Here is a 21,158-nt window from a genome sequence, read left to right as displayed (position 1 = left end):
CACGACCTCTGGCACGTCGAGCAGTCCTTCCGGATGAGCAAAACCGACCTACGCGCCCGCCCGATGTTCCACCACCAACGCCAGTCCATCGAAGCGCACCTGACCATCGTGTTCACCGCCCTCGCAGTCGCCCGCGAGATCCAGAACCGCACCGGGCTCACCATCCGCAACGTCGTCCGCCAGCTCCGACCACTGCGCTCGGCCACCATCGCCATCAACGGCACCCAGCAGACCTTCCCGCCCGCCGTCCCCGCCGACAAACAGGCCCTCCTCGACGCGCTCCGTCAGCCCGCGGCGAAGCACTAAGACAAGTGACCGAAGTCAGGAGATCGCCTCGTGAGACACCCGGTAAGTCTCGTCGGTCGGATAGAGCCGGGGCAGACGGCCCGCGATCGAGGCCGGGGACCAGCCGATCTGCAACAACCCGGTCACTACTTCCCGCAGCCGCGGTGACCGGTCCACCGCGAACATCTTCGGCCGGGACCGCCCGACCCGCGCCGCTTCCTCAGCCGGCCCCGCCCGGTAGCCGGCCCGGCCGCCGTGACGGGCGACCTCACGAGAGATCACCGACCGATCCCGCCCCACCACCGCAGCGATGTCGCACAACCGCCGGCCAGCGGCCAACCCCCGGGAGATCTCCTCCCGATCAGCCAAAGTCAACAGTTTCCGCACGTCATGATCCTGTTCCTCGCCGAACAACAAGATCAAGTGCTACGACCGCCTGAGCGCGCCGTCGACACCGCGGCGGCGCGCATACGACGGCCGACGGGAATTGCCGGAACCACCCACGGAATCACCCACGCGATCGCTCACGGAACCGACCGCGGACACCGCCGGCGCGTGCTCCACCTGCAGGACCGCGGGATCAGAGCCGGCCCGACCCCGGCTCCGCGGACGACGACGCCCTTCCGCTGGACGTCAAACGCTCGACGTATACGTTTCAGGAAAGATCACCCGAAACGGTCATTCGAGTACGATCGTACCAATCGTGCGCGGTCAGCGCAGCGACGCCTGCGTGAACAGATCGCCCTTCAGGTAGATGTTCCAATCGGCCGCCTTGAGCCCGTGCCCGCCGGAGCGCAGGTGGTAGCTCATCGCCGGGCCGGAGAAGGCCTTGTCGGTGGCGGGCTCCCAGCCCGTCGTACCCAGACCGTTGTCGCCGAGGCCGTACAGGGCGTAGATCTCGGTCGCCGCCTTGTAGGCGAGGAACTCGCCCTCCGGGTCGGCGTTGGAGTCGTCGCTGGCGCTCGCGATCACCAGCTTGCGCGGTGCGACGAGCCCCATCAGCTCGTGCTGGTCGACGGGCAGCTCGTCGACCTTGTCGCCGTAGTTCTTGTAGGTCTGCGGGAACCAGTGCGGGAAGGAGCTGTTGACCCGTGACACCGTCTCGGCGCCCACTCCCCCGTCGCCGCGCCGGGCGAGCTTCGCACCGGTCGAGCCGGAGTTGTTGGAGATGACCGCGGCGAATCGCGGGTCCTGGGCACCGGCCCAGAGCGCGGCCTTCCCGGAGCGGGAGTGCCCGATGACCGCGATCTTCGACGGATCGATGTCCTTGTCGGTCTGCAGGTAGTCCATCGCCCGGCTCGCACCCCAGGCCCAGGCGGCGATGGCCCGCCCGGCGTCGTCGGGCAGGTCGCTCCCGGACGGGTAGAACAGGTTGATCATCTTGCTGCGGTAGCTGCCGCTGTCGTCCGGCGCGATCTGGTCGGCGTCGATCTGGGCGAAGGCGTACCCCGCCTTCGTGATCGTCGAGACCGGTGCGTAGTCCGAGGACTGACCCGGGTCGTCGGAGACCGAGCCCCGGTGGTCGATCATCAGGAAGGTGCCGCGCGGGGTCTGCCCCTTCGGCACGAACAGCCGCAGTGTGAAGGACCCGGTGCCCTCCGGGCCGGTGATGCCGATCGTGACCTTCTTGAGGACGACATCGCCGTCGTCGCTGGTCCGGACGTCGAAGGTCTGCTTGGTCGGCTTGGGCAGCGTCTGGCCGTAGACGTTCTCGCGGAACGCCGCCAGCAGCTCCGCGCGGCGGGTGCCCTCCCACTGGGCGACGTCGGTGACGCCGGTCCCGTCGACCATGCGCAGCGGGTTCGGATACGGCGTGCCGTCGATCGTCACCGTCGCCGCGACGGACAGACCCGCCGTGGGGATCGAGGCGTAGGCGGCGGGGTGACCGCCGCGGACGTGCCGCCCGCCACGCCCACGCACCCGGCCGCGGCGACCGCACCGACGACGAACAGCGACGTCGCCGTCCTCGCGACGGTGTGCAGGACGCGACGACGGCTGCGCGGACTGATCGGAGTGGACACGGACCGCACGCTACCGAGATGGGAACCCTCTGCAACCGCCGTTGCCGGTATCACGTCGTTCGGGGGACGTGATCACACCCCTACCGTGTGACTCCTGTCGCCACGGGTGTCGCCGCAGGTGACGAACGGGTACGGCGGAACCGCCCGGGGACCCGGAGGAAGCCCGCCGGCGTTCGCGGGTGCGAACCGTCAGGGCCGCGGCGCGGCGTCCTGGGGATCGCCGACGACCGACAGCAGCCGCAGCTTCTCGTGGCTCTCGCTGCCGGGGACGGCCGTGTAGACGAACAGCAGGTGCGCCTGGTCGGGGTCGACCAGGGTCTGGCAGTTCAGCTCCAGCACCCCGAGCTCGGGATGGACGAGCCGTTTCGGGTCCGGCGGTCGCAGACCCACCTCGTGGCGGTCCCACAGTGCGCGGAACTCGGCGCTGCGCCCCAGCAGGTCCTCGGCCAGCGCGGCGGCCCGCGACCCCGGCCCGCGCAGCCCGACGATCCCGCGCAGCCCCGACGCGTACAGGCGCGACAGGAGCCCGTGGTCCTCGGCGACGTAGCGCCCCCGGGCGGCGGGGTCGGTGAACCATCGGTAGCCGAGGCTGCGGGCCGCTCCGGTGTGGACGGTCGAGTCCCCGGTCAGCGCGACGCCCGTCGGCGTCTGCCGCAGGGTCTCGCCCAGCTCGGTGACGATCTCGGCGGGGGTGTCGGCGAGCCGGTCGAGGATCCGCAGCAGACCCGGGGCGACGTGTGCGCTGTCGGCGCCCCGCGCGGGCGGGCGCCGCCCGGCGAGCCGGAAGAGGTGGTCGCGCTCGTCGAGGGACAGGTGCAGGCCCTGCGCGATCGCCACCAGCATCTGCTCCGACGGGTGCGGCCCGCGTTCCTGCTCCAGACGGGCGACGTAGTCGGCCGACATGTGGCACAGCGCCGCGACCTCCTCCCGGCGCAGCCCTCCGGTCCGACGACGGCGCCCGCGCGGCAGCCCGACGTCCTCCGGCTGCAGCGCGGAGCGGCGGTGCCGCAGGAACTCCGCCAGCCCGGCCCGGTCGACCATGCGCACCCCTCCTCGTGTCCTGCAGCCATTCCTACCGCGCGGGCCGCCACCGCAGCCACGGATCGACGATCAGTGGCTACCGGGCCGCGCCCCGGACAGGCTGATCCCATGACACGCACCCCAGACCTGACCCTTCCCGACTGACCGCCGGCGCCGCGCCGTCGTCACCGGCGGCAGCGACGGCATCGGCATCGGCATCGCCGACCGGCTCGCCGCCGCCGGTGCCGAGGTCGTGCTCCCCGTCCGCAACGCTGCCAAGGGCGCCGCCGCCGCCGACCGCATCCGGGACCGGCACTCCGGCGCGACCGTCTCGCTCCGCGAGCTCGACCTGTCCTCGCTGGCATCGGTCGCCGCGCTCGGGGAGACCCTGCGGGCGGAGGGACGGCCCGTCCACCTGCTGATCAACAACGCCGGCGTCATGACCCCGCCGGAGCGCCGCACCACCGCCGACGGGGTTCGAGCTGCAGTTCGGCACCAACCATCTGGGCCACGTCGCGCTCGTCGCGCACCTGCTGCCGCTGCTGCGCGAGGGCCGGGCCCGGGTGGTCTGCCAGATCAGCGTCGCCGCGGCCCGCGGCCCGGTCCTGTGGGACGACCCGGACTCCGAGCGCTCCTACGACGGCATGGCCGCCTACCGGCATTCGAAGATCGCGTTCGGGTTGTTCGGCCTGGAGCTGGACCGGCGCAGCCGCGCGGCGGGCTGGGGCATCACCGCGAACCTGTCCCACCCGGGCGTCGCGCCGACCAACCTGCTGGCCGCCCGCCCCGACCTGGGCCGGGAGCGGCAGACCTTCGGACGACGGGTGCTCGGCGCGATGTCCCGGGCCGGCCTGCTGATCGGGACCGCCAACTCGGCCGGGCTGCCCGCGCTGCTCGCCGCGACCGCACCGGACGCCGGGCACGCCGTGCTGTACGGGCCGAAGGGGCCGGGGCGGGTGGGTGGGCCGCCCGCCGAGCAGGAGCTGTACCGGCCGCTGCGCGACGCCGACGCCGCCCGCCGGATGTGGGACCTGTCGCAGGAACGGGCCGGTGTCACCCTCGGCGGCGCCGCCACCCCCTGACAGCCCCCCTCGCCGACGCCTCCGGAACACCGGCGGGCCCCACCGCCGCGGACCCGCCCGGAGAGGATCATGGAGTCGTCGACGTACGGAGGTGCCCAGTGGACGACCAGTCCCCTCAGGAGCGCGAGATCCTGCTGCACGGACAGCGCGTGAGCTACCGCGAGACCGGTCGCGGAGAGGGCCCGACGGTCCTGCTCGTCCACGGTCTCGCCGCCAGCTCGCGCACCTGGGCCCCGGTGTTCGACGCCCTGGGCGGCGGCCTGCACGTGATCGCGCCGGATCTGCTCGGGCACGGCGCCAGCGAGGCACCGCGCAGCGGTGACTACTCCCTCGGCGGCTACGCGACCGGGCTGCGGGACCTGCTGGCCGCACTCGACGTCGAGCGGGCGACGATCGTCGGGCACTCGTTCGGCGGCGGCGTCGCGATGCAGTTCGCGCACCAGTTCCCCGAGTTCACCGAGCGGGTCGTGCTCGTGTCCTCCGGTGGTCTCGGCCACGACCTGACCCTCGCGCTGCGGGCGGCGAGCCTGCCGGGCACCGAGCTGGTGCTGCGGTCCGCGGCGTCGCTGACCGCGCCGTGGATGCGTCGCGCCGCCCACCGGCTCGCCCACCGCGTCGGCCGGGTGCCGCGCTCGGACATCGACGGTGTGCACACCGCGCTGGAGACCTTCGCCGACCGCGGCACCCGCGGCGCGTTCGTCCAGACCGCGCGGGGCGCGCTGGAGCCGTCCGGCCAGCGGCTCGACGGGGCGCAGCGCCTGCACCTGCTCGAGGAAGTGCCCGTGCTGCTCGTCGGCGGGAACCGCGACCGGGTCATCCCGCCGGCCCACACCCTCGCCGCGCACGACCGGCTGCCCGACAGCCGCCTGGAGGTGTTCGACGGCGCGGGGCACTTCCCGCACGCCGAACAGCCGGCCCGGTTCGTGGCGCTGCTGCAGGACTTCGTCGACGGGACGGCACCGGCCGAGGGCGACCGGGACGCACTGCGCCGCCGGATCCTGGGACTCCCCCGGGTCGGCTGACCCGTCGTCAGCCGGTCGGCGTCCCGTGGCCGCTCGCGCGGAGCGCCCCGGTCAGCGTGTCCGCGCAGAGCTCACGCACCGCGGCCCGGTCGAGGACCGGGTTCTCCAGCCAGTCGAGACAGACGGCCACGAGGAACGACAGCCAGCCGCGCACGGCCAGCCGCACCGGTTCCGGCGCGGGGCCGGAGCCGACCACGGCCCGCAGCACCCGCTCCTGCTGGCGGGCCAGGTTCCCGTCCACGATGGACCGGATGGCCGTGTCGGCTCCGAGCGCGCCCCGGAACAGGGCGCGGTAGCCGTGCGGGTGGGCCTCGACGTAGTCCAGGTAGGCGTCGAGCACGGCCCGCAGCCGCTCCGCCGGTGGCAGGCGGTCGTCGGGTTCGGTGACGGCGAGGAGCGTCGCGGCCTCCTGCTCGACGACGGCGGACAGGAAACCGCGCTTGCTCCCGAAGTAGTGGTAGAGCAGCCCGCGGCTGATCCCCGCCGCCCGGGCGACGTCGTCGACCCAGACCTCGTCGTAGGGCTGCGTCGCGAACAGCGACGCCCCGGCCGCGAGCAGCTGCCGGCGACGGGTCTCGGTGTCCAGCCGCCGGAACGCCGGCGCGGACGGGCTGTTTGACATGGGAGTGGCAGCTTACTAGCGTCGGCCCTTGTTGTACGTGGGTTCAACAAGCGGGGGGTACGACGATGCGCAGGCCGTCGGTCCGCACCGCGCGGAACGTGTGGATCGCGGGCTTCTCACTCGCCGCGGTCCTGCAGGGGGTCTTCGGCCGCCGGTTCGCCCGGGGCGCCGCGTGGGGCCGCAACGCCGGATGGCAGCGCGAGATCGCCGTCTGGAACGTCGGGACCCTCGTGACCGCGGCCGGACTGGCCGGGCTGGGACCCGAGGCCGACCGCGCGCAGGTCCGCGGCTTCGCGGTGCTGTCGACCCTGTTCGGGCTCAACCACCTCGCCGCCGCCCTGCGGTCACCGCGCAGTGGGAGCAACTGGTTCGGGGCGGGGCTGAACGCGGTCGGGATCACCGTCGGCGTCGCGGCCCTGGCCGCACCGCGGCCCGCCCCCCGCGGCCCCGACGAGCGGTGAGACCGCGACCGGCCGGGCCGCCGCTGGTGGAGCAGGTGGACCGGGGCACCGTCCTCGTGACGGGGACCGACGTCAACTGGGTCCTGCTCCGCGAGGGCGACGCCCTCACCCTGGTCGACGGCGGCTACCCCGGGGACGTGGCGGCCGTCGAGTTCTCCATCGCGACCCTCGGCCTCCGTCCGCAGGACGTGGTCGCCATCCTGGTGACCCACGCCCACGTCGACCACCTCGGCGCGGTCAACCCCTTCCACGCCCGGTACGGCACCCCGGTCCTCCTGCACCCGGTCGAGGTGGCGCACGCCCGTCGCGAGCGCCGAGAACAGCTGACTCCCGCGCGGGTGGTCGCCGGGCTCTGGCGGCCGGCCGTCCTGCCGTGGGCGGTGCGCGTCGCCCGGGCCGGGGCGGGCCGGGACGTCGCCGCCGCCCATGCGCAGCCGTTCCCGACCGGCGGCGCCCTCGACCTCCCCGGGTCTCCCGTACCGGTGCCGACCGGAGGTCACACGTCCGGCCACACCGCCTTCCACCTCCCGGCCTCGGGTGCCGTGATCACCGGCGACAGCCTCGTCACCGGGCACGCACTCTCCCCGGCGACCGGGCCACAGCTGCTCCCGGCGTGGTTCAACCACGGGACCGACGACGAGATGCGGGCGGCGCTGGGCGCTCTGGCCGGCGTGGACGCCGACCTGCTGCTGCCCGGGCACGGCCCGGCACACCGTGGACCGCTGCGCGCCGCCGTGGACCGGGCGGCCGGCGCCCCGCCGGGTGGCGGCCCGCGCACGACGAGAGGACGACGATGACCCGAGGACGGGGACCACGGCGGTTCCGGGAACAGCGGTGGCTGGTCGACGAGGCCCTGCGGGTCCGCGACGTCGAGTTCGACCAGCCCCGGCTGGGCTACCACCTGGGTGCCGTCGGCGACGAGCTCGCGCCGGCCGAGACGGCCGCGCTCCGGGCGGGGATCAACAAGCTCGCGGACTTCGTCCCGGTGGTGCGGTCGTTCGCCGAGCGACGCGCGCGCCGGGCCGAGGACGCCGAGCGGCGCGGCCACCCGGACAGCGCCGCGGTGCACCACTTCGCCGCGGCCCAGATGTGGTCGCTCGCCTGCTGGCCGGTCTGGGAGGACGACGGGCTGGCCCGTGAGCTCGACGAGCGCAAGAACGCCGCCTACCTGGCGTGGGCCCGCCGCGCCGCACACCGTGTCGAACGGGTCGACGTCCCGTTCGGTGACGCCGCGCTGCCCGGATGGCTCCATCTCCCCCGCGGCGCCGAGGGTCCGCTGCCCACGGTGCTGGCCATCGGGGGCATGGACGCACCCCGCGAGATGCTGGTCGCGCGCACCGGCAGCCCGTGGCTCGCCCGCGGCGTCGCCGTGCTCGCTCTGGACGGTCCCGGCCAGGGCGAGGCGGCGATCCGTGGTGTCCACGTCACCCCCACCGCCTGGGCCGAGGCCGGCGACGCCGTGATGGGCTGGATCCGCGGCCGTCGCGACCTCGACGCCACCCGCGTCGTGGCGTCGGGCACCAGCTTCGGGTCGTTCTGGATGTCCCAGCTCGCGTCCGGGCAACCCGATCTGCTCGGCTGCTCGGTGGCGCTGCCCTGCTTCGAACCGGGCGCCCACACGATCTTCGAGGAGGCCCCGCCGACGTTCAAGGCGCGCCACATGTGGATGGCCGGGCTCTACGACGACGAGGACGCCTTCGACGCGATGGCCGCCCGGTACGACCTGCGACCCCACGCCGAGGCGATGCCGGTGCCGTGGCAGATCGTCGGCGGTGCGGCGGACGACCTGTCCCCCTCCTCGTGGGTCCACGAGATGGCGCGACGCTCCCCCTCCCCGACCTCGGTCACCCTCTATGCGGGCGCCCGGCACTCGATGACCGAGGCCTCGTCGGTCGCGTTCGGGCCCGGCTGGCGGACCCTGCAGGTCGAATGGCTGCACGACCGTCTCCGCGGCCGCACCCCGACGACGGAGAACCTGCTCGTCCAGCCCTCGGGGGAGGTCACCGTCGCCGGGTGACACCGAACTGCGGACCAGGTTCTCGTGCCCGCCGCGTCCTCATCCATGACGGGCCTCCAACTCGGGGGCGGTGCGCGAACGGGTCGCGCGGGCGAGGGCCACGGCGACGGCCGCGGCGAGCAGGAACACCGTGACCTGGTAGGCGCCGGCACGCCCGAACGACGGCACGGCCCCGGCGGTGTAGGCGGCGCCGCAGAGCGCCACCCCGATCGTCCCGCCCAGCTGTTGCGCCGTGGGCAGCAGCCCGGACACCGTGCCCACCGCTCCGGCCGGCACCTCGGCCAGGACGAGGGTGAAGGCCGAGGCGGTGAACGCCCCGAACGCGATCCCGCCCAGGGCCAGCACGGCCCAGAGCGCGGGGCCGGGGTGGTCGACCACGACGACGGTCGCACCGCACACCGCGGCGAGCACGAGCGATGCGCCGGCGAGCATCGACACGTCCCACCGTCGCGCGAGCGGCTCGGCGAGCGCGCTCCCGGCGAGCGCCCCGACGGCGTAGGTCGCGATCGTCCCGGCCGTGCGCAGCGGACCGAACCCGACGGGCCCCTGCAGGTGCAGCGACAGCAGCAGGACGAAGGACGGCACCCCCGCGTTGAACACCAGCACGACCCCGATGCCGAGGCGGGCGGTGGCGGTGCCCAGCGCTGCCGGCTGGACCAGCGGATACGCGGCGCGACGCTGCTGGACGACCAGGGCCGACAGCAGCACCACCGCCGCCGCGAACGACGCCCAGGTCCACATCGGCCACCCCTGTTCCCCGCCGAGTGCCAGGGGGAGCACGACGGCGGACAGACCCGTCACGCTGAGCAGGGCCCCGGCCACGTCGAGCGGGACCCGGTCGGCGACCCCTCCCCCGGTCCGCGGGAGCACGGGCCACAGGACCAGCGCGGCCACCCCCACCGGGACGGTCACGGCCAGGGCCGCACGCCATCCGGCGCCGAACGGGTCGAGCTCGAGCAGCACCCCACCGAGCACCGGGCCGGCCAACGAGGCGACGGCCATCGTCGCGCCGAACCAGGACAGCGCCCGGGCCCGCCGCCCGGGGTCCACCGACCGCTGGATGATCGACAGGACCTGCGGCGCGACCAACCCGCTGCCGATGCCCTGTACCAGCCGTGCGACGACGAGCACGTCGGCGTCGGGGGCGAGCGCGCCGGTGGCGGCGGCCGCGGTGAAGATCGCGGTCCCGACGACGAACAGGCGACGGTGCCCCCAGCGGTCGCCCAGGCGCGCGGCGGTGATCAGGGTGCAGGCGAAGGTCAGGGTGTAGCCGGCGACGACCAGCTGACCGGCGCCCGCGCCCGCAGCCAGGTCAGCGCGGACGTCGGGCACGACGATCTGCATCACCGTGACGCTCATCAGCTGCACGAACGTGCCCGAGAGCAGGACGGGCAGCGCGAGGCGCCTCATCGCCGGGTGGCGAGGTCGGCGAGCAGCCCGCCGAGCTCGTCGGGACGGGTCAGGAAGGGCGAGTGGCCGCCGGGCAACGAGTGCACCTCGAACCCGCGGCCGGGAGCGGCCCGGTCGGCCTCGGCGATCATCAGGTCCTGGGTCGCCACGGGGAGGGCGCGGTCGTCGGTGAGCCGGACGTAGCTGCGGGGCACGGTGCCCCACCGGCCGGCGGTGACGGCGAACGGGTCGGAGAGGATCGCCGTCGTCTCGTCGGGCTGCAGCAGCGACCGCCAGGCGGGCAGCCCGGCCGGCCAGTCGTGCAGGAACGAAGTGCGGATCGCCTCGACCTCGGCGGGGTCGTGGGACAGGGGGTTGATCCGCATCGCGCCGATCCGGTCCGGGTCGCCGATCCGGGGTGCGTGCGTGGCGTGGGCGTTCTCCGGCGCGCCGATGTAGTCGGTGAACCGGGTACGGCCCGCGGGGACGAACGCCGAGAGGTACACGACGTGGTCGGCGAGGCCCGGCTCCTGTTCGAGGACGGCGGACGCGGGCCCGCCACCGGCGCTGTGGGCGACCAGGACCAGCCGGGCGGTGCGCCGCCGGATGTCCGCGAGCTGCCCCAGCAGGTCCTTCACGACGACGTCGGGGGTGAGGTCGGCCAGCCCGAAAGCTCCGTCGTGAGCCCCGGCTGCCCCGGGAGGAGGTAGCCCGACGGGTACGGGGCGTCGAGGCCGTGCCCCGGCATGTCGAGGGCGTGGCTCGTCAGCCCGTGCCGGGCCAGCACCGTCCGCACCGGGCCCCAGTGCAGCGAGGAGTGCCAGGCACCGTGCAGGAGCACGACGGAGGTGCCGGTGGCGGGATGGTTCAGGGAGGTCTTCGGTTCTGCGGACACGCCCCCACCACACCGGCACCGGCCGGCGTCATCCCCTTCATATCTCACGTACGGCAGCGCGATACCTCCGAGCTATCGTGGCGCGGGTGGAAGCACGTCATCTGCGGTACGCGCAGGCGCTCGCCGAGCACCGGCACTTCGGCCGGGCGGCCGCGGCGCTGGGGATCGCACAGCCGCCGCTGTCCTCCCAGATCGCCGCTCTCGAACGCGAGGTCGGCGAGCGGCTGTTCGACCGCACGCCGAAGGGGGTGTTCCCGACCGCGGCCGGCACGGCGTTCCTCGCGCGCGCCCGGAGCGCGCTCGACGAGATGGGCGGAGCCGTCGTCGACGCCGGACGAGCGGCACGCGGGGAGACCGGGCGGCTCCGGCTGGGTTTCATCGGCTCGGCGCTGCTCGCACCGCTGCCCGGGTGCTCGGCCGGTTCCAGCGCGCCCGGCCGGACGTCCGGCTCGAGGCACTCGAGACGGGAACCCCGGCGGGGCGTCGCGGGTCTGCTCGCGGGCGAGCTCGACGTCGCCGTCGGCCGCGGGGCACCCCGGGGCCCGGGGGCCGAGGAGCTCGTCACGGTGCCCATCGGCACCGACGACCTCGTCGCCGCCGTCGCCGTGACCCACCCCTTCGCGGGGACGAGGTCGGTCACCATCGAACAGCTCGCCGGCGAGCGGCTCGTCGTGTCCGGCAGAGCCGACGAGCCGGGGGTCGGGGCCTGGCTGCAGACCGTCTTCGCGGACGCGCCGACGGCACTGGACGGCGCCGCGGACCGCCCGTGACATCCACACGATCGTCGGCCTCGCCGCGTGCGGCGTCGGTGTGGGGCTGGGGCCGTCGCGGATGCGACTGCTGGCCCGCGACGACGTCCGGTTCTGCGACGTCACGCCGGCCGTCCGCCTTCCCGACCTGCAGCTGTCGTTCCGGGCGTCGGACACCTCGCCCGTCCTCGCGGCCTTCCTGGACGTCGTGCGGCTCAACTGCGACGAGGTCGGGTCGCGGCTGGACCGGATCCTCTCCCACCACCCCGGCGTCGGGGCCCTCTGACGACGGCCTCGTCCGATTCGGCCGGCCGCGGGCACCGGATCATCCGGACAGGCCCCGGCACCGCAGGTGCCGGGCGAGGAACCGGGCCGCGTCGCCGCCCTCGAACGCAGGAACGCCGGTGTGCCCGCCGGTGTTGGCGTGCAACGTCTTCTCCGTCATGCCGAGCGCGTCGCTGCCGAGCGCGTCGAACAGGTCGAGAGCCTGCCGGCGGTCGTTGCCCTCGTCGTCCCACTGCAGCAGCATCAGCAGCGGGACGGTGACCCGCCGGGCCTCGTCCAGGGTCGCGCGCGGCAGCCGGCTACCGGCGAACAGCAGCGCCGCCGCGATCCGCGGCTCCAGCGCCATCCGGACACCGATCGCGGCGATCCCGCCCGACCAGGCGACCGGGTCGTGCCCGGGCAGCGCGTCGAGCAGCGTCCGCCACTCCGGGGCCGACGCCTCGACCAGTGGTGTGACCAGCCGTTCGACGACGGCGTCGGGAACGGGTTCGCCCGCCCGGACCGCCCGGCGCAGCTCGGCACGGGCGGCGTCGACGTCGGGCAGGCGGGGTCGTCCGCCGGCACCGGGCAGCTCCAGGGTCGCGGCGGTGTACCCGTCGGCGACGCAGGAGCGGGCCCGCCCGAGCAGCCTCGGGTGCATGCGTGCCAGGTCGCCGGGGTGGCCCAGCAGGACCAGCGGGGTCGGGCCGCCGGTCGTGCGGGGTGACCAGAGAACGCCGGGGACGCCGTCGAGGGTGAACCGGTGCTCGGTCAGGTGGTCGTCGAGGTGCTCGGTGCTGATGACATGCATGGTCGTGCCTTCCGGGAGTGCTCGCGGCGCTCCGGGACGGCCTGCCGTCCGGGTGGGAGCGCCCGTGTCGGTACCGCGGTCACGGGACTCACCTCCTCGGGTCGGTGCACGGTCGGTCGCACGCTAGCCGCGATGCGCGCCCTCGTCGCACGGATTTCCCGTCGCATTCCGGCCGTACGGTGTAGGGGTGCTGCGCTGGGACGACCCGTTGCCCACCCGGCCGCGCCGCATTCTCGTCGCAGGGGTCTCCGGATCCGGGAAGACGACGCTCGCCGCCCGCCTCGCCACGGTGACGGGCGGTCCGCACACCGACATCGACGCGCTGTTCCACGGCCCCGGCTGGATGCCGCGCCCGTCCTTTCTCGACGACGTCGACCGGTTCACCGCCGCCGACACGTGGGTCACGGAGTGGCAGTACCGAACGGCACGCCCGCGCCTGGCGGCCCGCGCGGACCTGCTCGTCTGGCTCGACCTGCCGTTCTGGACCGTCACGTTCCCCCGTGTGCTGCGGCGGACGTGGCGGCGCAGCCGCCGCCGTGAGGTGCTGTGGAACGGCAACGTCGAGCCTCCGCTGCGCCGGCTGCTCGTCGACCGGGAGAACATCGTGCGCTGGGCCGTCGCGACCCGGCACAAGTACCGGGAACTGGTACCCGCGGTCGCCCGGGAGCACCCGGCACTGACAGTGGTACGGCTGCGGTCACCGCGCGAGGTCGACGACTGGGTCGCCGGGCCGCTCCAGCACTCACTGCGCGGGACCGGGCTCTCCTGACAGGGGCACCAGGGAAGCCACCGGCTTCACGACACCCCTTCCCCAATTCTGGGGATCCGCCGCCGCACCCGGCAACACTCGGTCGTCTCGCGCGACATAGGGGCCATGACGACCCCGCAGACCCCACAGGGCCCCTCCTGGAGCACCACCCCGGCCGGCCACGGCGTGCCGCCCGGCCAGTACCCGCCGCCGGGCCGGATCCCGCAGCAGCGGAACCTCCCGACCGCAACCTGGGCGCAACCGCCCCTTCACCCGGCTCCGGCTCCGGCTCGACGACGGAAGTGGCCGTTCGTCGTCGGCGGGCTCGCCGTGGTGATCGTCGCCGCCGCAGCTGCCGGAGGCTCGGGCGACGGAGACGCGGCGTCCCCCGTCGCTGCGGCCCCGTCCTCCGCACCCGCCGTCGTGCCGTCCACCGTGGCCGCCGCGCCACCGGCGGTGATCGCGCCCCGGCACCGAGCAGCGCGGCGTCCGCTCCCGAGACCTACGCGCCCCGGCCGTGCCCGCGCTGTCGGTGAGCCGACAGAACGCCGTCGAGTCGGCCGAGGGCTACCTCGACTTCAGCTCGTTCTCGCGGACGGGTCTCATCAAGCAGCTCGAGTTCGAGCACTTCTCCACCGCCGACGCGACGTATGCCGTCGACACACGTGACCGTCGACTGGGACGAGCAGGCGGCACGGTCCGCGAAGAGCTACATGGAGTTCAGCTCGTTCTCCCGGCAGGGTCTGATCGACCAGCTGAAGTTCGAGGGCTTCACCGCTGCGCAGGCCAAGCACGGCGCGGACGCGGCCGGGCTCTGACCTTCGACGTCGAGCAGTCCTCGTCCTCGGACGCACGGGGACGGGCGATGGACGACGTCCACGACGGACCTTCTCGAACGCCCTCTCCGGTGTCGTTCCCGTCCGTACCGTTCGGGCTGCCCGCTCCTGCACATCGATCTGTGACACCGGGGGAACCGACCCCGCCCCGTCGTCACACCGGGGAACGGACGGGGCGACGTAGGCTCGGTCCTCAGACCGGACCCACCGATCCCCTGGAGGCCGTCCGTGCCCCGCCCCCGGCCCGCGTGTTCGCCGAGATCGCCACCCCAGACCCACCACGGGGACCACGGACCGTCATGGGCCGCGCCGTGGTGCTCGGGGCGAGCATCGCCGGGATGCTCGCCGCGCGCGTGCTCGCCGACCACGCCGAGGAGGTCCTGCTCGTCGACCCCGACGGTGACCCGACCGGCCCGGAGCCCCGGCCCGGCGTCCCGCAGGGCGGGCAGGTGCACGCGCTGCTGCCCGCCGGGCAGGTCCAGCTCGAACGCTGGTTCCCCGGCATCACCGCGACCGCGATCCGCGAGGGCGCAGTGCCGCCCGACCCCGCCACGGTGGAGCTCTGGGTCAACGGCCGCCTCCGCCCGCTCCCCGCCACGCCGCAGGACGAGCCGACCCTGGTGACGACCCGTCCCTTCCTCGAGAACATGGTCCGGCGGGCCACCACCGCCGTCCCCGGGATCCGTGTGGTCGCAGGTCGTGCGGAGGGGCTGGTGTTCGACGGCGCGCGGGTGTCCGGGGCCCGGGTGCGGGTCGGGGACGAGGTCGTGACCGAGCCCGCGGATCTGGTCGTCGACGCCACCGGCCGGTCGAGCAGGCTCGCCGAGTGGCTGGACCAGGGGGGTCATCCGCGTCCCACCTGGCAACGGATGCCGATCAGGCTGAACTACGCCAGCGCCCTGTTCGAGCGTGACCCTGCGATCAGCGATGCCGGCGTCGTGATCGCGACCTCCGACGCCGACGACGGCCGGGTCGCCCGTCAGGCCGGGATCCAGGCGGTCGAGAACGACCGGTGGATCGTCCTGGTCGCCGGCTACGGCGACGACCGGCCCACTCGCGACCCCGCAGACTTCCGCGAGCGCTGCAGCCGGGATTTCCCGGCTGCCTTCGGCGACATCGCCACCGGCGCCCGGATGATCGGCGACGTCGTCACCTACCACCAGGCCGACAGCCGTCGCCGCGACACCGCGTCCCTGCGACGACTGCCCGCCGGCATCATCCCGGTCGGTGACGCGATCGCCTCGTTCAACCCCGTCTACGGGCAGGGGATGACCTCCGCCGCGCTGCACGCCTCCTGCCTGTCGTCGTACCTGCGCTCCGCTCCGTCATTGGCGGAGCCCGCCAATGGCTACCTCGACGACGTGCAGGTCGTCGTCGACGCCGCCTGGAGCATCTCGACCCTGGCAGACCTGCGGCTGCCACACGTCGACGGTCCCTACCCTCGCGGGTACCCGATCGCGTCCTGGTTCGGACGGCGACTGCAGGCCGCGTCGTTCACCGATCCCGAGCTGAACCGGCGCCTGTCCGCGGTCACGATGATGCACGAGCACCCCAGCGTGCTCGCCCGCCCCGGCACGGTGGCGCGGGTGCTGCGGGGCGGGCGCGGGAGGCCGGTCGGCTGACCCCCCCTGCACCCAGGGCCCCGGCAAAGTCGCTAGATGATCTTGTAGGTGGTCAGTGGTCGATGGGGGTCGCGGGCGTGGTGGCGGAGTGCTGCGGCGATGTTGCTGACGCCGTGCAGGCGTAGCGCGGTGATCGCGAGGTTCCGCAACGCCGACATGACCTGCGGGGCGTGACCGGTGTGGGCGGTGGCGCGGTCTTCGTCGAAGCAGACATCACGGACCCAGTGCAGGCGATTCTCGATCGACCAGTGCCCACGGATCCAGCGGGCGAGCAGTCCTGGATCGGCGTCGGTGCTGGTCAGGCTGGTGATCGCGTAGGCGGTCTCGGTTCTCCACTTCCCGCCAGGCCGCAGTGGGCGACGCCGGCGCACCAGCTTGATCGCCTGGGATGCGTGGGGGAAGAACTCTGCGCCCAGGTCGGGACAGGGGTGCAGGCTGACCACGCTGATCGTGCGGGTCTCGACGCGGCCGTGCCCACGCCCGCGTTGACGATCAGCGACGCCGATCTGGGTCCAGGGCAGCGCCCGTACCCGTGCCAGCAGCGTGGGCTGGTTCGCTTTGATCGTCATCAGGTAGTGCCCGCCGCGGCGGTGTAGGTAGTCGGCGTGGGCTCGCTGGGTGTGCAGAGCGTCCGCGGTGACCAGTACATCGTCGAGGTCGAGGGGTCGAGCAGCGCGGTGAACGCGGTGATCTCGCTGCCCTTCTCTGCGACCTGAACCTGGCCGAGCACGCCACCGCTGGTCTGGTCGAGCACCGACACCAGATGCGGGAGCCAGACCCTGCCGTCGGCGGCACGGACGCGGGCGCCGCGCAGGGTCTTGCCGTCCAAGGCCAGCACGCGACGCTGTTCTCGCCGGGGTGTGCCCTCCGCCGCCGGCTGGGCGCTGAGAGCGTGTTTGGAAATTCTAGTGGGTTGAGGGTGTCGTGTGTTTCTGCTGGCGGGTGGCGGGGTATCCACGGGCGATGCGGCGGGTGATGGTGTTGATCGCGGCCCAGCGGATCATGGCTTCGGATGTGGTGGGGTGGCGTTCGTAGTCTCGGGCCAGGCGTCGGTGTGCGGTGAGCCAGGCCAGGGTCCGTTCGACCACCCACCTTCGTGGGAGGACGGTGAATCCGCGCTGCTCGGGTGGCTTGCGGATGATCTCGATCGTTGTCTGCAGGATCGTGGCGGCCCAGTCGAGCAGTCGCCCGGCGAAGCCGGCGTCGGCGTAGACGAACCGCACCCTGGTGCGCAGGTAGAGGTTGAGCAGGATCGGCTTGGCGCCGTCGCGGTCCTGTACCGAGGCCGAGCACACCATCGTGGTCAGCAGCAGACCGAGGGTGTCGGTCACGATGAACCGTTTCCGCCCGCCTGTCTTCTTCCCGGCGTCGTAGCCGCGGGAGTCCTGGCCGACGGTGTCGGCGCCCTTGACCGACTGGGAATCGATGATCCCCGCACTCGGCTCCGGATCACGGCCCTCGGCGATACGTAACTGCCCCCGCACGACCGGGAGGATCTTCTCGGTGACCTTCTGCTGTTCCCACTGGTTGAAGTACCAGTAGACGGTCTGCCAGGGCGGGAAGTCCACCGGCAACGCCCGCCAGGCACACCCGGTCCGCACGACATACAAGATCGCGTCCAGCACGTCCCGACGAGCATGAGCAACAGGCCGCCCCCGCCGCGCGAGCGGCGGTAACAACGGCTCGATCACCACCCACTGGGCATCACTGGTGTCCGAGGGGTACCGGCGCGGTCGTTCCTGCATGCCGACCACGATGGAGCACCCCAGCCGTGTCGACCATCCCGACACACCCACCATTTCCAAACACGCTCTGAGCTGGGGCAACACCCAGGACTGCAACGCCGCCTCCAGCGCCGAGGCGTCGACCCGTTGCAGGACCCGGCGGATGGTCGACTCGTGCGGAGCGACCGCGCCCACCCCGAGCACGTCCAGCACGGCGCGGCCGACGTCATGGGCGTACTCGGCGATCGCGGTGAACGACCGGGCCCCCGCCAACACCGCGCACGCCCCCAGTAGCAACACCGCGAGGACACCGTGGCGGACACCGCGTGGTTTCCGCGGGTCCGGCACTCGCGACAGGGCCTCCACCAGCGACAACCCCGCCGCCTCACCGACCGGCGCGGCTCTCCCCGCGTCAGGACCGACCTCCAGGCCTTCCAGAGCAGCAACGATCGGAGACACTGACACTGCGGACACAGGCTTCCTGACGTGAGCAAGGATTCGACACCCTCATGATCACGCCAAGCCTGTGTCCGCACCCACCCCACCCCCCACATCACCGCAGCTCAGGACCCACCCATCACGACTTTGCCGGGGCCCTGCCTGTTCCCGGGGAACAGCAATAGTCAGGCAGTTGGGCAAGCAGGACCCATCGAACACACGAAACCCCTGGTCGGTTCTCTCACTACAAGGAACTGACCAGGGGTTTGACTGTGGGCGATACTGGATCGAACCAGTGACCTCTTCGGTGTGAACGAAGCGCTCTCCCCCTGAGCTAATCGCCCTCAGCGGTGAAACCAACTCTACACAGCCCGTCCCCCCGCCGTTCACGGGGGTCGCCCGTGGATCAGCGCGGGCCCGTGACCAGCTCCGATCCGGGTACGGGCACCGGCGGGGGCGGCGGCTGGAGCAACGGCAGCAGCGGCGAGTGCAGCCACTCCCAGTGGATCCCCACCCAGCCTCCGACCGTCGCGAAGATCCCGAACAGCCACGCGCAGACCGCGACCGTGCCGAGGATCAAGGTCATCACCAGCAGCTGCACGACACGGTTCTGGCGGCCCATCCAGGCGACCCAGCCGTCGTAGCGGACGCGGACCCAGTGCAGGAGCCGCTGGGCCAGCTGAACTCGGCGGCGAGCACGCCCAGGCCGAGGAAGATGATCGCCCAGCCGGGACCCGGCGCGGGCAGCGCGATGATCCCGATGATGACGATCGCGGTGCCGAGGACCCCCATGGTGATGCGGTAGGTCAGGTCCAGCACCGGGCTGCGGGCCACCCCCGCCCGGAACGCACGGTAGCGGACCTTCGCCCGCCGGTACTTCCTGCGGACGCCGGTGTACCGGCGCCCGGAGGTCGTGCTCCCGGCCGCCGTCACACCGATGCCGTCCTTCTCCGTCGTACTCAGGTCTCCACCTGCCCGGCCGCGACTACCTTGGTCGGCGCGGGAGGGGCCTCCCTTCCGCGCTCGAGCGAGACGGCGTATGTCCCGTAGCTCCCGCTGTCGGGCGATTCTACGGATACCGGTCCCGACTGCCCCGCTCGCACGTCGAACGTGCCGATCGCCCGCGGAGTTCCGTCCCCGTTCAGCCCCCACAGGACATAGGTCTGGTCGGCGGGCTCGTTCGGGTCGAGCCCCATCGGCATGACCTCCCGCTGTCCGTCCTTCATCACGACGGCCGCGACCATCGGTCCCCCCGCTCGGGGGACAGGAAGGCGTGCGGGGTCCCGGGCTGCGCGATGGCGGAGAGTACGTCGCGCATCTCCTGGGCCTGCGCGAGGCTCGCGTCACGCTCGGCCTGCATCGACCGCATCTGCCCGACGACGACTCCCCCGCTGACGATCACCGCGAGTGCGACGGCCGCGGCGACCAGTACCCGACCGGGGCGGCGCAGCCACCCGTTCCGGGCGCGGCCGCGTCCGGGCCCCGCCGGCGGGCGTGTCGCGGCGACGGTGGGCCGCTCGGACCCCGACGGGCGCGCCCCGCCCTCGGGCGAGGCGCCGGAGGACGCGACGTCGTCGCGCAGCGCGTGGCGCGGGACCGCCCGGTCACCCGCCCGTCCGACCTGCGGGGTGTTCCGGGCCTGCTCCAGGATCGCGTCGCGCAGCGACGCGGGCGGTTCCACCTGCTGCACCGCGCCGCCGAGGACGGTGGTCGTCTCGGCCACGTCGGCGGCGAGCCGACGGCACTCGTCGCAGCCCTCGAGGTGCTGCAGCACCTCGATCTCCTCGTCGGGCTCGAGGGCGTGGAGCGCCCAGCCGACCGTCTGCTCGTTCATCGGACAGGGCCTCCCCTCGTTGTCGTTCACGACAGCCCTCCCGCCAGGTCCGCCCCGGCGTCCCCGACCACGGGGCCCAGCAGATTCCGGAGCTTGGCCACCCCGGTGAACATGCGGGACTTCACGGTGCCCAGCGGCACCCCTGTCATCGCGGCCACCTCGCGTTGCGTGTAGCCGCCGTAGTACGCCAGTGCCAGGACCTTCCGCTGGTCGGCGGGCAGCTGATCGAGCGCGTCACGCACGTGGCCCGCGACCAGCGCGACGATGGCTCCCTCGTCGGCGCCCGGCCCGGGCGGGGCGTTCCACTCCGAGCCGTCCTCCGACGCCGGGACGGTGCGACGCCGGATGGCGCTCTCCCGTCGGACGGCGTCGACGGACTTGTGGTGCACCAGGGTCAACAGCCAGGTGCCGAACCGGCCCTTGGCCGGGTCGAAGCGCGGCGGGTCGCACCAGAAGGCCAGGAAGACCTCCTGGACGACGTCCTCGGCGAGACCCTCGTCGTCGCAGATGCGGCGTGCGAGGGAGTAGGCCTGGCGCCCGAACCGGTCGTACAGCTCGCCCAGTGCGGTCGAGTCCCGGACACGATCCGTTGCACGAGATGCGCGTCCCCGGCGTCGTCGCGACGTGACGGATCACGGCGCGCGGCAGGCCCGGCGGCCCGCCCGTGCTCGGGGCGGTCCGGCGGATCGGCGATGCCTGCCACCAGCGTTGTCCTCACGATTGCTGTGTTCGGTGTCCGCACCCGTTCCGGTTCGGACTCCGACGAGAGTAGTCGTTCTGCGCTGCGCGGCTCACACGCCAGGACGGCGCCGAGCCCCGTTCAGCCCTGTCGTCGCACGCGGTGAGTTACACCGTTGTGACTCGATCGGGGGTCATCCCACGGTGACCCACGTTCATGCGCATCGAACCCGTCACCCCGAGGCCTTCTCTCTCGTTCCCACACTGACGCCCCACGCAACGCCCCCACGAAAGAGGATCACCGATGCGCGACGAGTCCAAGACGATCCGGGCGACGGCCATGTTCGAGCTCATCGCTCCGGACGCGCCCGTCGTGCCCGTGAAGGTCGAACTGTCCTACACGAGCCGCGACCCCTACGCCGTCCAGGCCTCGTTCAAGACCGGCCACGACACCACGGTCGACTGGGTCTTCGCCCGCGATCTGCTCGGCGACGGCCTGGTCGACTCCGCCGGCACCGGCGACGTCCGAGTGCAGCCGATGAGCGACGACCCGACCCGGATCGAGCTCGAGCTCACCTCCCCTCGGGCCACGCCCTGTTCACCACCTCTGCGGCGACGCTGTCGGAGTTCCTGCAGGCGA

26 protein-coding genes, 1 tRNA gene and 6 pseudogenes are annotated in these 21,158 nt (G+C 73.1%); 14 read left to right on the top strand and 19 right to left on the bottom strand.

Features of this window, described 5'->3' with window-relative positions; all coding sequences use genetic code 11:
• Positions 1 to 306: pseudogene (locus KPL57_RS24460) on the top strand (IS1634 family transposase); the annotation flags it as partial.
• A 15-nt stretch (positions 307 to 321) separates the two neighbouring features.
• Here the strand turns inward: KPL57_RS24460 and KPL57_RS24455 are convergent.
• From KPL57_RS24455 to KPL57_RS24440, 4 genes are all read right to left on the bottom strand, one after another.
• A complete protein-coding gene (locus KPL57_RS24455; RefSeq protein WP_226353315.1) occupies positions 322 to 708 on the bottom strand; it encodes a helix-turn-helix domain-containing protein in 387 nt (128 codons plus the stop codon).
• 288 nt (positions 709 to 996) lie between these two features.
• Entirely contained in the window at positions 997 to 2,115 is a 1,119-nt protein-coding gene (locus KPL57_RS24450; RefSeq protein ID WP_226353314.1) for a dienelactone hydrolase family protein, read from the bottom strand.
• Positions 2,112 to 2,306 (bottom strand): hypothetical protein, encoded by a 195-nt coding sequence (locus KPL57_RS24445; protein ID WP_226353313.1) that lies wholly within the window; start codon positions 2,304 to 2,306, stop codon positions 2,112 to 2,114. The genes KPL57_RS24450 and KPL57_RS24445 overlap by 4 nt, the downstream gene beginning before the upstream one ends.
• 189 nt (positions 2,307 to 2,495) lie before the next feature.
• Positions 2,496 to 3,347 carry a helix-turn-helix transcriptional regulator gene (locus KPL57_RS24440; RefSeq protein ID WP_226353312.1) on the bottom strand — a complete coding sequence of 284 codons (852 nt, stop codon included), beginning with the start codon at positions 3,345 to 3,347 and terminating at the stop codon, positions 2,496 to 2,498.
• 184 nt (positions 3,348 to 3,531) lie between these two features.
• Here KPL57_RS24440 and KPL57_RS24435 point away from each other — a divergent pair.
• From KPL57_RS24435 to KPL57_RS24425, 3 genes and pseudogenes are all read left to right on the top strand, one after another.
• Positions 3,532 to 3,747 (top strand): annotated as a pseudogene (locus KPL57_RS24435) (short chain dehydrogenase); the annotation flags it as partial.
• Between the two features lie 61 nt (positions 3,748 to 3,808).
• Entirely contained in the window at positions 3,809 to 4,408 is a 600-nt protein-coding gene (locus KPL57_RS24430) for an SDR family oxidoreductase (protein ID WP_226353320.1), read from the top strand.
• A gap of 98 nt (positions 4,409 to 4,506) precedes the next feature.
• Entirely contained in the window at positions 4,507 to 5,430 is a 924-nt protein-coding gene (locus KPL57_RS24425) for an alpha/beta fold hydrolase (RefSeq protein WP_075306966.1), read from the top strand.
• A gap of 7 nt (positions 5,431 to 5,437) precedes the next feature.
• Here the strand turns inward: KPL57_RS24425 and KPL57_RS24420 are convergent, their stop codons facing one another.
• Positions 5,438 to 6,052 (bottom strand): TetR/AcrR family transcriptional regulator, encoded by a 615-nt coding sequence (locus KPL57_RS24420; RefSeq protein ID WP_226353311.1) that lies wholly within the window; start codon positions 6,050 to 6,052, stop codon positions 5,438 to 5,440.
• Between the two features lie 65 nt (positions 6,053 to 6,117).
• Between KPL57_RS24420 and KPL57_RS24415 the strand changes: the two genes are divergently transcribed.
• Genes KPL57_RS24415 through KPL57_RS24405 form a run of 3 tightly spaced genes read left to right on the top strand, consistent with a single transcriptional unit; the run spans position 6,118 to position 8,530 of the window.
• A complete protein-coding gene (locus tag KPL57_RS24415; protein WP_226353310.1) occupies positions 6,118 to 6,513 on the top strand; it encodes a hypothetical protein in 396 nt (131 codons plus the stop codon).
• On the top strand, positions 6,510 to 7,310 hold the full coding sequence (locus KPL57_RS24410; protein ID WP_226353309.1) for an MBL fold metallo-hydrolase: 801 nt from the start codon (positions 6,510 to 6,512) through the stop codon (positions 7,308 to 7,310). Before KPL57_RS24415 ends, KPL57_RS24410 begins: the two co-directional genes overlap by 4 nt.
• Complete coding sequence (locus tag KPL57_RS24405) at positions 7,307 to 8,530, top strand: S9 family peptidase (protein WP_226353308.1); 1,224 nt, start codon at positions 7,307 to 7,309, stop codon at positions 8,528 to 8,530. The genes KPL57_RS24410 and KPL57_RS24405 overlap by 4 nt, the downstream gene beginning before the upstream one ends.
• Before the next feature lie 39 nt (positions 8,531 to 8,569).
• Here KPL57_RS24405 and KPL57_RS24400 read toward each other — a convergent pair whose 3' ends face one another.
• The 3 genes from KPL57_RS24400 to KPL57_RS24390 are packed head-to-tail and all read right to left on the bottom strand — an operon-like array spanning position 8,570 to position 10,814.
• Positions 8,570 to 9,940 carry an MFS transporter gene (locus KPL57_RS24400; protein WP_226353307.1) on the bottom strand — a complete coding sequence of 457 codons (1,371 nt, stop codon included), beginning with the start codon at positions 9,938 to 9,940 and terminating at the stop codon, positions 8,570 to 8,572.
• Positions 9,937 to 10,557 carry an alpha/beta fold hydrolase gene (locus tag KPL57_RS24395; RefSeq protein WP_308252986.1) on the bottom strand — a complete coding sequence of 207 codons (621 nt, stop codon included), beginning with the start codon at positions 10,555 to 10,557 and terminating at the stop codon, positions 9,937 to 9,939. The genes KPL57_RS24400 and KPL57_RS24395 overlap by 4 nt, the downstream gene beginning before the upstream one ends.
• Positions 10,554 to 10,814 carry an alpha/beta fold hydrolase gene (locus KPL57_RS24390; RefSeq protein ID WP_226353322.1) on the bottom strand — a complete coding sequence of 87 codons (261 nt, stop codon included), beginning with the start codon at positions 10,812 to 10,814 and terminating at the stop codon, positions 10,554 to 10,556. The genes KPL57_RS24395 and KPL57_RS24390 overlap by 4 nt, the downstream gene beginning before the upstream one ends.
• An 86-nt stretch (positions 10,815 to 10,900) precedes the next feature.
• Between KPL57_RS24390 and KPL57_RS24385 the strand changes: the two genes are divergently transcribed.
• Positions 10,901 to 11,584, top strand: a complete 684-nt coding sequence (locus KPL57_RS24385; protein ID WP_226353306.1) for a LysR family transcriptional regulator — start codon at positions 10,901 to 10,903, stop codon at positions 11,582 to 11,584.
• Between the two features lie 61 nt (positions 11,585 to 11,645).
• Positions 11,646 to 11,849 (top strand): hypothetical protein, encoded by a 204-nt coding sequence (locus tag KPL57_RS24380; RefSeq protein ID WP_226353305.1) that lies wholly within the window; start codon positions 11,646 to 11,648, stop codon positions 11,847 to 11,849.
• 39 nt (positions 11,850 to 11,888) lie between these two features.
• Here KPL57_RS24380 and KPL57_RS24375 read toward each other — a convergent pair whose 3' ends face one another.
• Complete coding sequence (locus KPL57_RS24375) at positions 11,889 to 12,638, bottom strand: alpha/beta hydrolase (protein ID WP_226353304.1); 750 nt, start codon at positions 12,636 to 12,638, stop codon at positions 11,889 to 11,891.
• Between the two features lie 187 nt (positions 12,639 to 12,825).
• Here KPL57_RS24375 and KPL57_RS24370 point away from each other — a divergent pair, with 187 nt between their 5' ends.
• The 4 genes and pseudogenes from KPL57_RS24370 (at position 12,826) to KPL57_RS24355 (ending at position 15,844) form a co-directional block, all read left to right on the top strand.
• Complete coding sequence (locus KPL57_RS24370) at positions 12,826 to 13,407, top strand: AAA family ATPase (protein WP_226353303.1); 582 nt, start codon at positions 12,826 to 12,828, stop codon at positions 13,405 to 13,407.
• 496 nt (positions 13,408 to 13,903) lie between these two features.
• Positions 13,904 to 14,038 (top strand): annotated as a pseudogene (locus tag KPL57_RS72630) (Ltp family lipoprotein); the annotation flags it as partial.
• A 13-nt stretch (positions 14,039 to 14,051) separates the two neighbouring features.
• Positions 14,052 to 14,204, top strand: a complete 153-nt coding sequence (locus KPL57_RS24360) for an Ltp family lipoprotein (RefSeq protein WP_226353318.1) — start codon at positions 14,052 to 14,054, stop codon at positions 14,202 to 14,204.
• A 317-nt stretch (positions 14,205 to 14,521) separates the two neighbouring features.
• Complete coding sequence (locus tag KPL57_RS24355; protein WP_226353321.1) at positions 14,522 to 15,844, top strand: NAD(P)/FAD-dependent oxidoreductase; 1,323 nt, start codon at positions 14,522 to 14,524, stop codon at positions 15,842 to 15,844.
• A gap of 32 nt (positions 15,845 to 15,876) precedes the next feature.
• On the opposite strand, the gene KPL57_RS24350 is transcribed toward KPL57_RS24355, so the two are convergent.
• From KPL57_RS24350 to KPL57_RS24310, 10 genes and pseudogenes are all read right to left on the bottom strand, one after another.
• Positions 15,877 to 16,470, bottom strand: a complete 594-nt coding sequence (locus tag KPL57_RS24350) for an ISAs1 family transposase (protein WP_264198491.1) — start codon at positions 16,468 to 16,470, stop codon at positions 15,877 to 15,879.
• Positions 16,413 to 16,682, bottom strand: a complete 270-nt coding sequence (locus tag KPL57_RS24345) for a hypothetical protein (RefSeq protein WP_226353302.1) — start codon at positions 16,680 to 16,682, stop codon at positions 16,413 to 16,415. The genes KPL57_RS24350 and KPL57_RS24345 overlap by 58 nt, the downstream gene beginning before the upstream one ends.
• A 51-nt stretch (positions 16,683 to 16,733) precedes the next feature.
• Positions 16,734 to 17,643: pseudogene (locus KPL57_RS24340) on the bottom strand (IS5 family transposase); the annotation flags it as partial.
• A 39-nt stretch (positions 17,644 to 17,682) separates the two neighbouring features.
• Positions 17,683 to 17,934, bottom strand: a pseudogene (locus tag KPL57_RS72625) (transposase family protein); the annotation flags it as partial.
• A 345-nt stretch (positions 17,935 to 18,279) separates the two neighbouring features.
• Positions 18,280 to 18,350, bottom strand: a tRNA-Val gene (locus tag KPL57_RS24335).
• Positions 18,351 to 18,412: 62 nt separating this feature from the next.
• On the bottom strand, positions 18,413 to 18,607 hold the full coding sequence (locus tag KPL57_RS24330) for a hypothetical protein (RefSeq protein WP_226353301.1): 195 nt from the start codon (positions 18,605 to 18,607) through the stop codon (positions 18,413 to 18,415).
• Complete coding sequence (locus tag KPL57_RS70120; protein ID WP_226353300.1) at positions 18,592 to 18,939, bottom strand: PGPGW domain-containing protein; 348 nt, start codon at positions 18,937 to 18,939, stop codon at positions 18,592 to 18,594. Before KPL57_RS70120 ends, KPL57_RS24330 begins: the two co-directional genes overlap by 16 nt.
• Positions 18,940 to 18,965: 26 nt before the next feature.
• Positions 18,966 to 19,262 (bottom strand): annotated as a pseudogene (locus KPL57_RS24320) (anti-sigma factor); the annotation flags it as partial.
• Positions 19,232 to 19,840, bottom strand: coding sequence for a zf-HC2 domain-containing protein (locus KPL57_RS24315; protein WP_226353299.1), 609 nt, complete (start codon positions 19,838 to 19,840; stop codon positions 19,232 to 19,234). The gene KPL57_RS24315 and the pseudogene KPL57_RS24320, both read right to left, overlap by 31 nt.
• Positions 19,841 to 19,866: 26 nt before the next feature.
• Complete coding sequence (locus KPL57_RS24310) at positions 19,867 to 20,349, bottom strand: sigma-70 family RNA polymerase sigma factor (protein ID WP_308252987.1); 483 nt, start codon at positions 20,347 to 20,349, stop codon at positions 19,867 to 19,869.
• 473 nt (positions 20,350 to 20,822) lie between these two features.
• Here KPL57_RS24310 and KPL57_RS24305 point away from each other — a divergent pair.
• The coding region (locus KPL57_RS24305) for an SsgA family sporulation/cell division regulator (RefSeq protein ID WP_226353298.1) at positions 20,823 to 21,158 on the top strand (336 nt) is incomplete at its 3' end.

The organism is Pseudonocardia sp. ICBG601 (assembly GCF_020496245.1).
Note: the sequence above shows the minus strand (reverse complement) of the source record. Positions and strands in the feature narration are given on the sequence as shown.

Coding starts and splice junctions, on each gene's coding strand:
- KPL57_RS24440 (WP_226353312.1), bottom strand. CDS start 3,347: ATGGTCGACCGGGCCGGGCTGGCGGAGTTCCTGCGGCACCGCCGCTCC.
- KPL57_RS24420 (WP_226353311.1), bottom strand. CDS start 6,052: ATGTCAAACAGCCCGTCCGCGCCGGCGTTCCGGCGGCTGGACACCGAG.
- KPL57_RS24415 (WP_226353310.1), top strand. CDS start 6,118: ATGCGCAGGCCGTCGGTCCGCACCGCGCGGAACGTGTGGATCGCGGGC.
- KPL57_RS24405 (WP_226353308.1), top strand. CDS start 7,307: ATGACCCGAGGACGGGGACCACGGCGGTTCCGGGAACAGCGGTGGCTG.
- KPL57_RS24400 (WP_226353307.1), bottom strand. CDS start 9,940: ATGAGGCGCCTCGCGCTGCCCGTCCTGCTCTCGGGCACGTTCGTGCAG.
- KPL57_RS24380 (WP_226353305.1), top strand. CDS start 11,646: ATGCGACTGCTGGCCCGCGACGACGTCCGGTTCTGCGACGTCACGCCG.
- KPL57_RS24375 (WP_226353304.1), bottom strand. CDS start 12,638: ATGCATGTCATCAGCACCGAGCACCTCGACGACCACCTGACCGAGCAC.
- KPL57_RS24355 (WP_226353321.1), top strand. CDS start 14,522: ATGGGCCGCGCCGTGGTGCTCGGGGCGAGCATCGCCGGGATGCTCGCC.
- KPL57_RS24315 (WP_226353299.1), bottom strand. CDS start 19,840: ATGAACGAGCAGACGGTCGGCTGGGCGCTCCACGCCCTCGAGCCCGAC.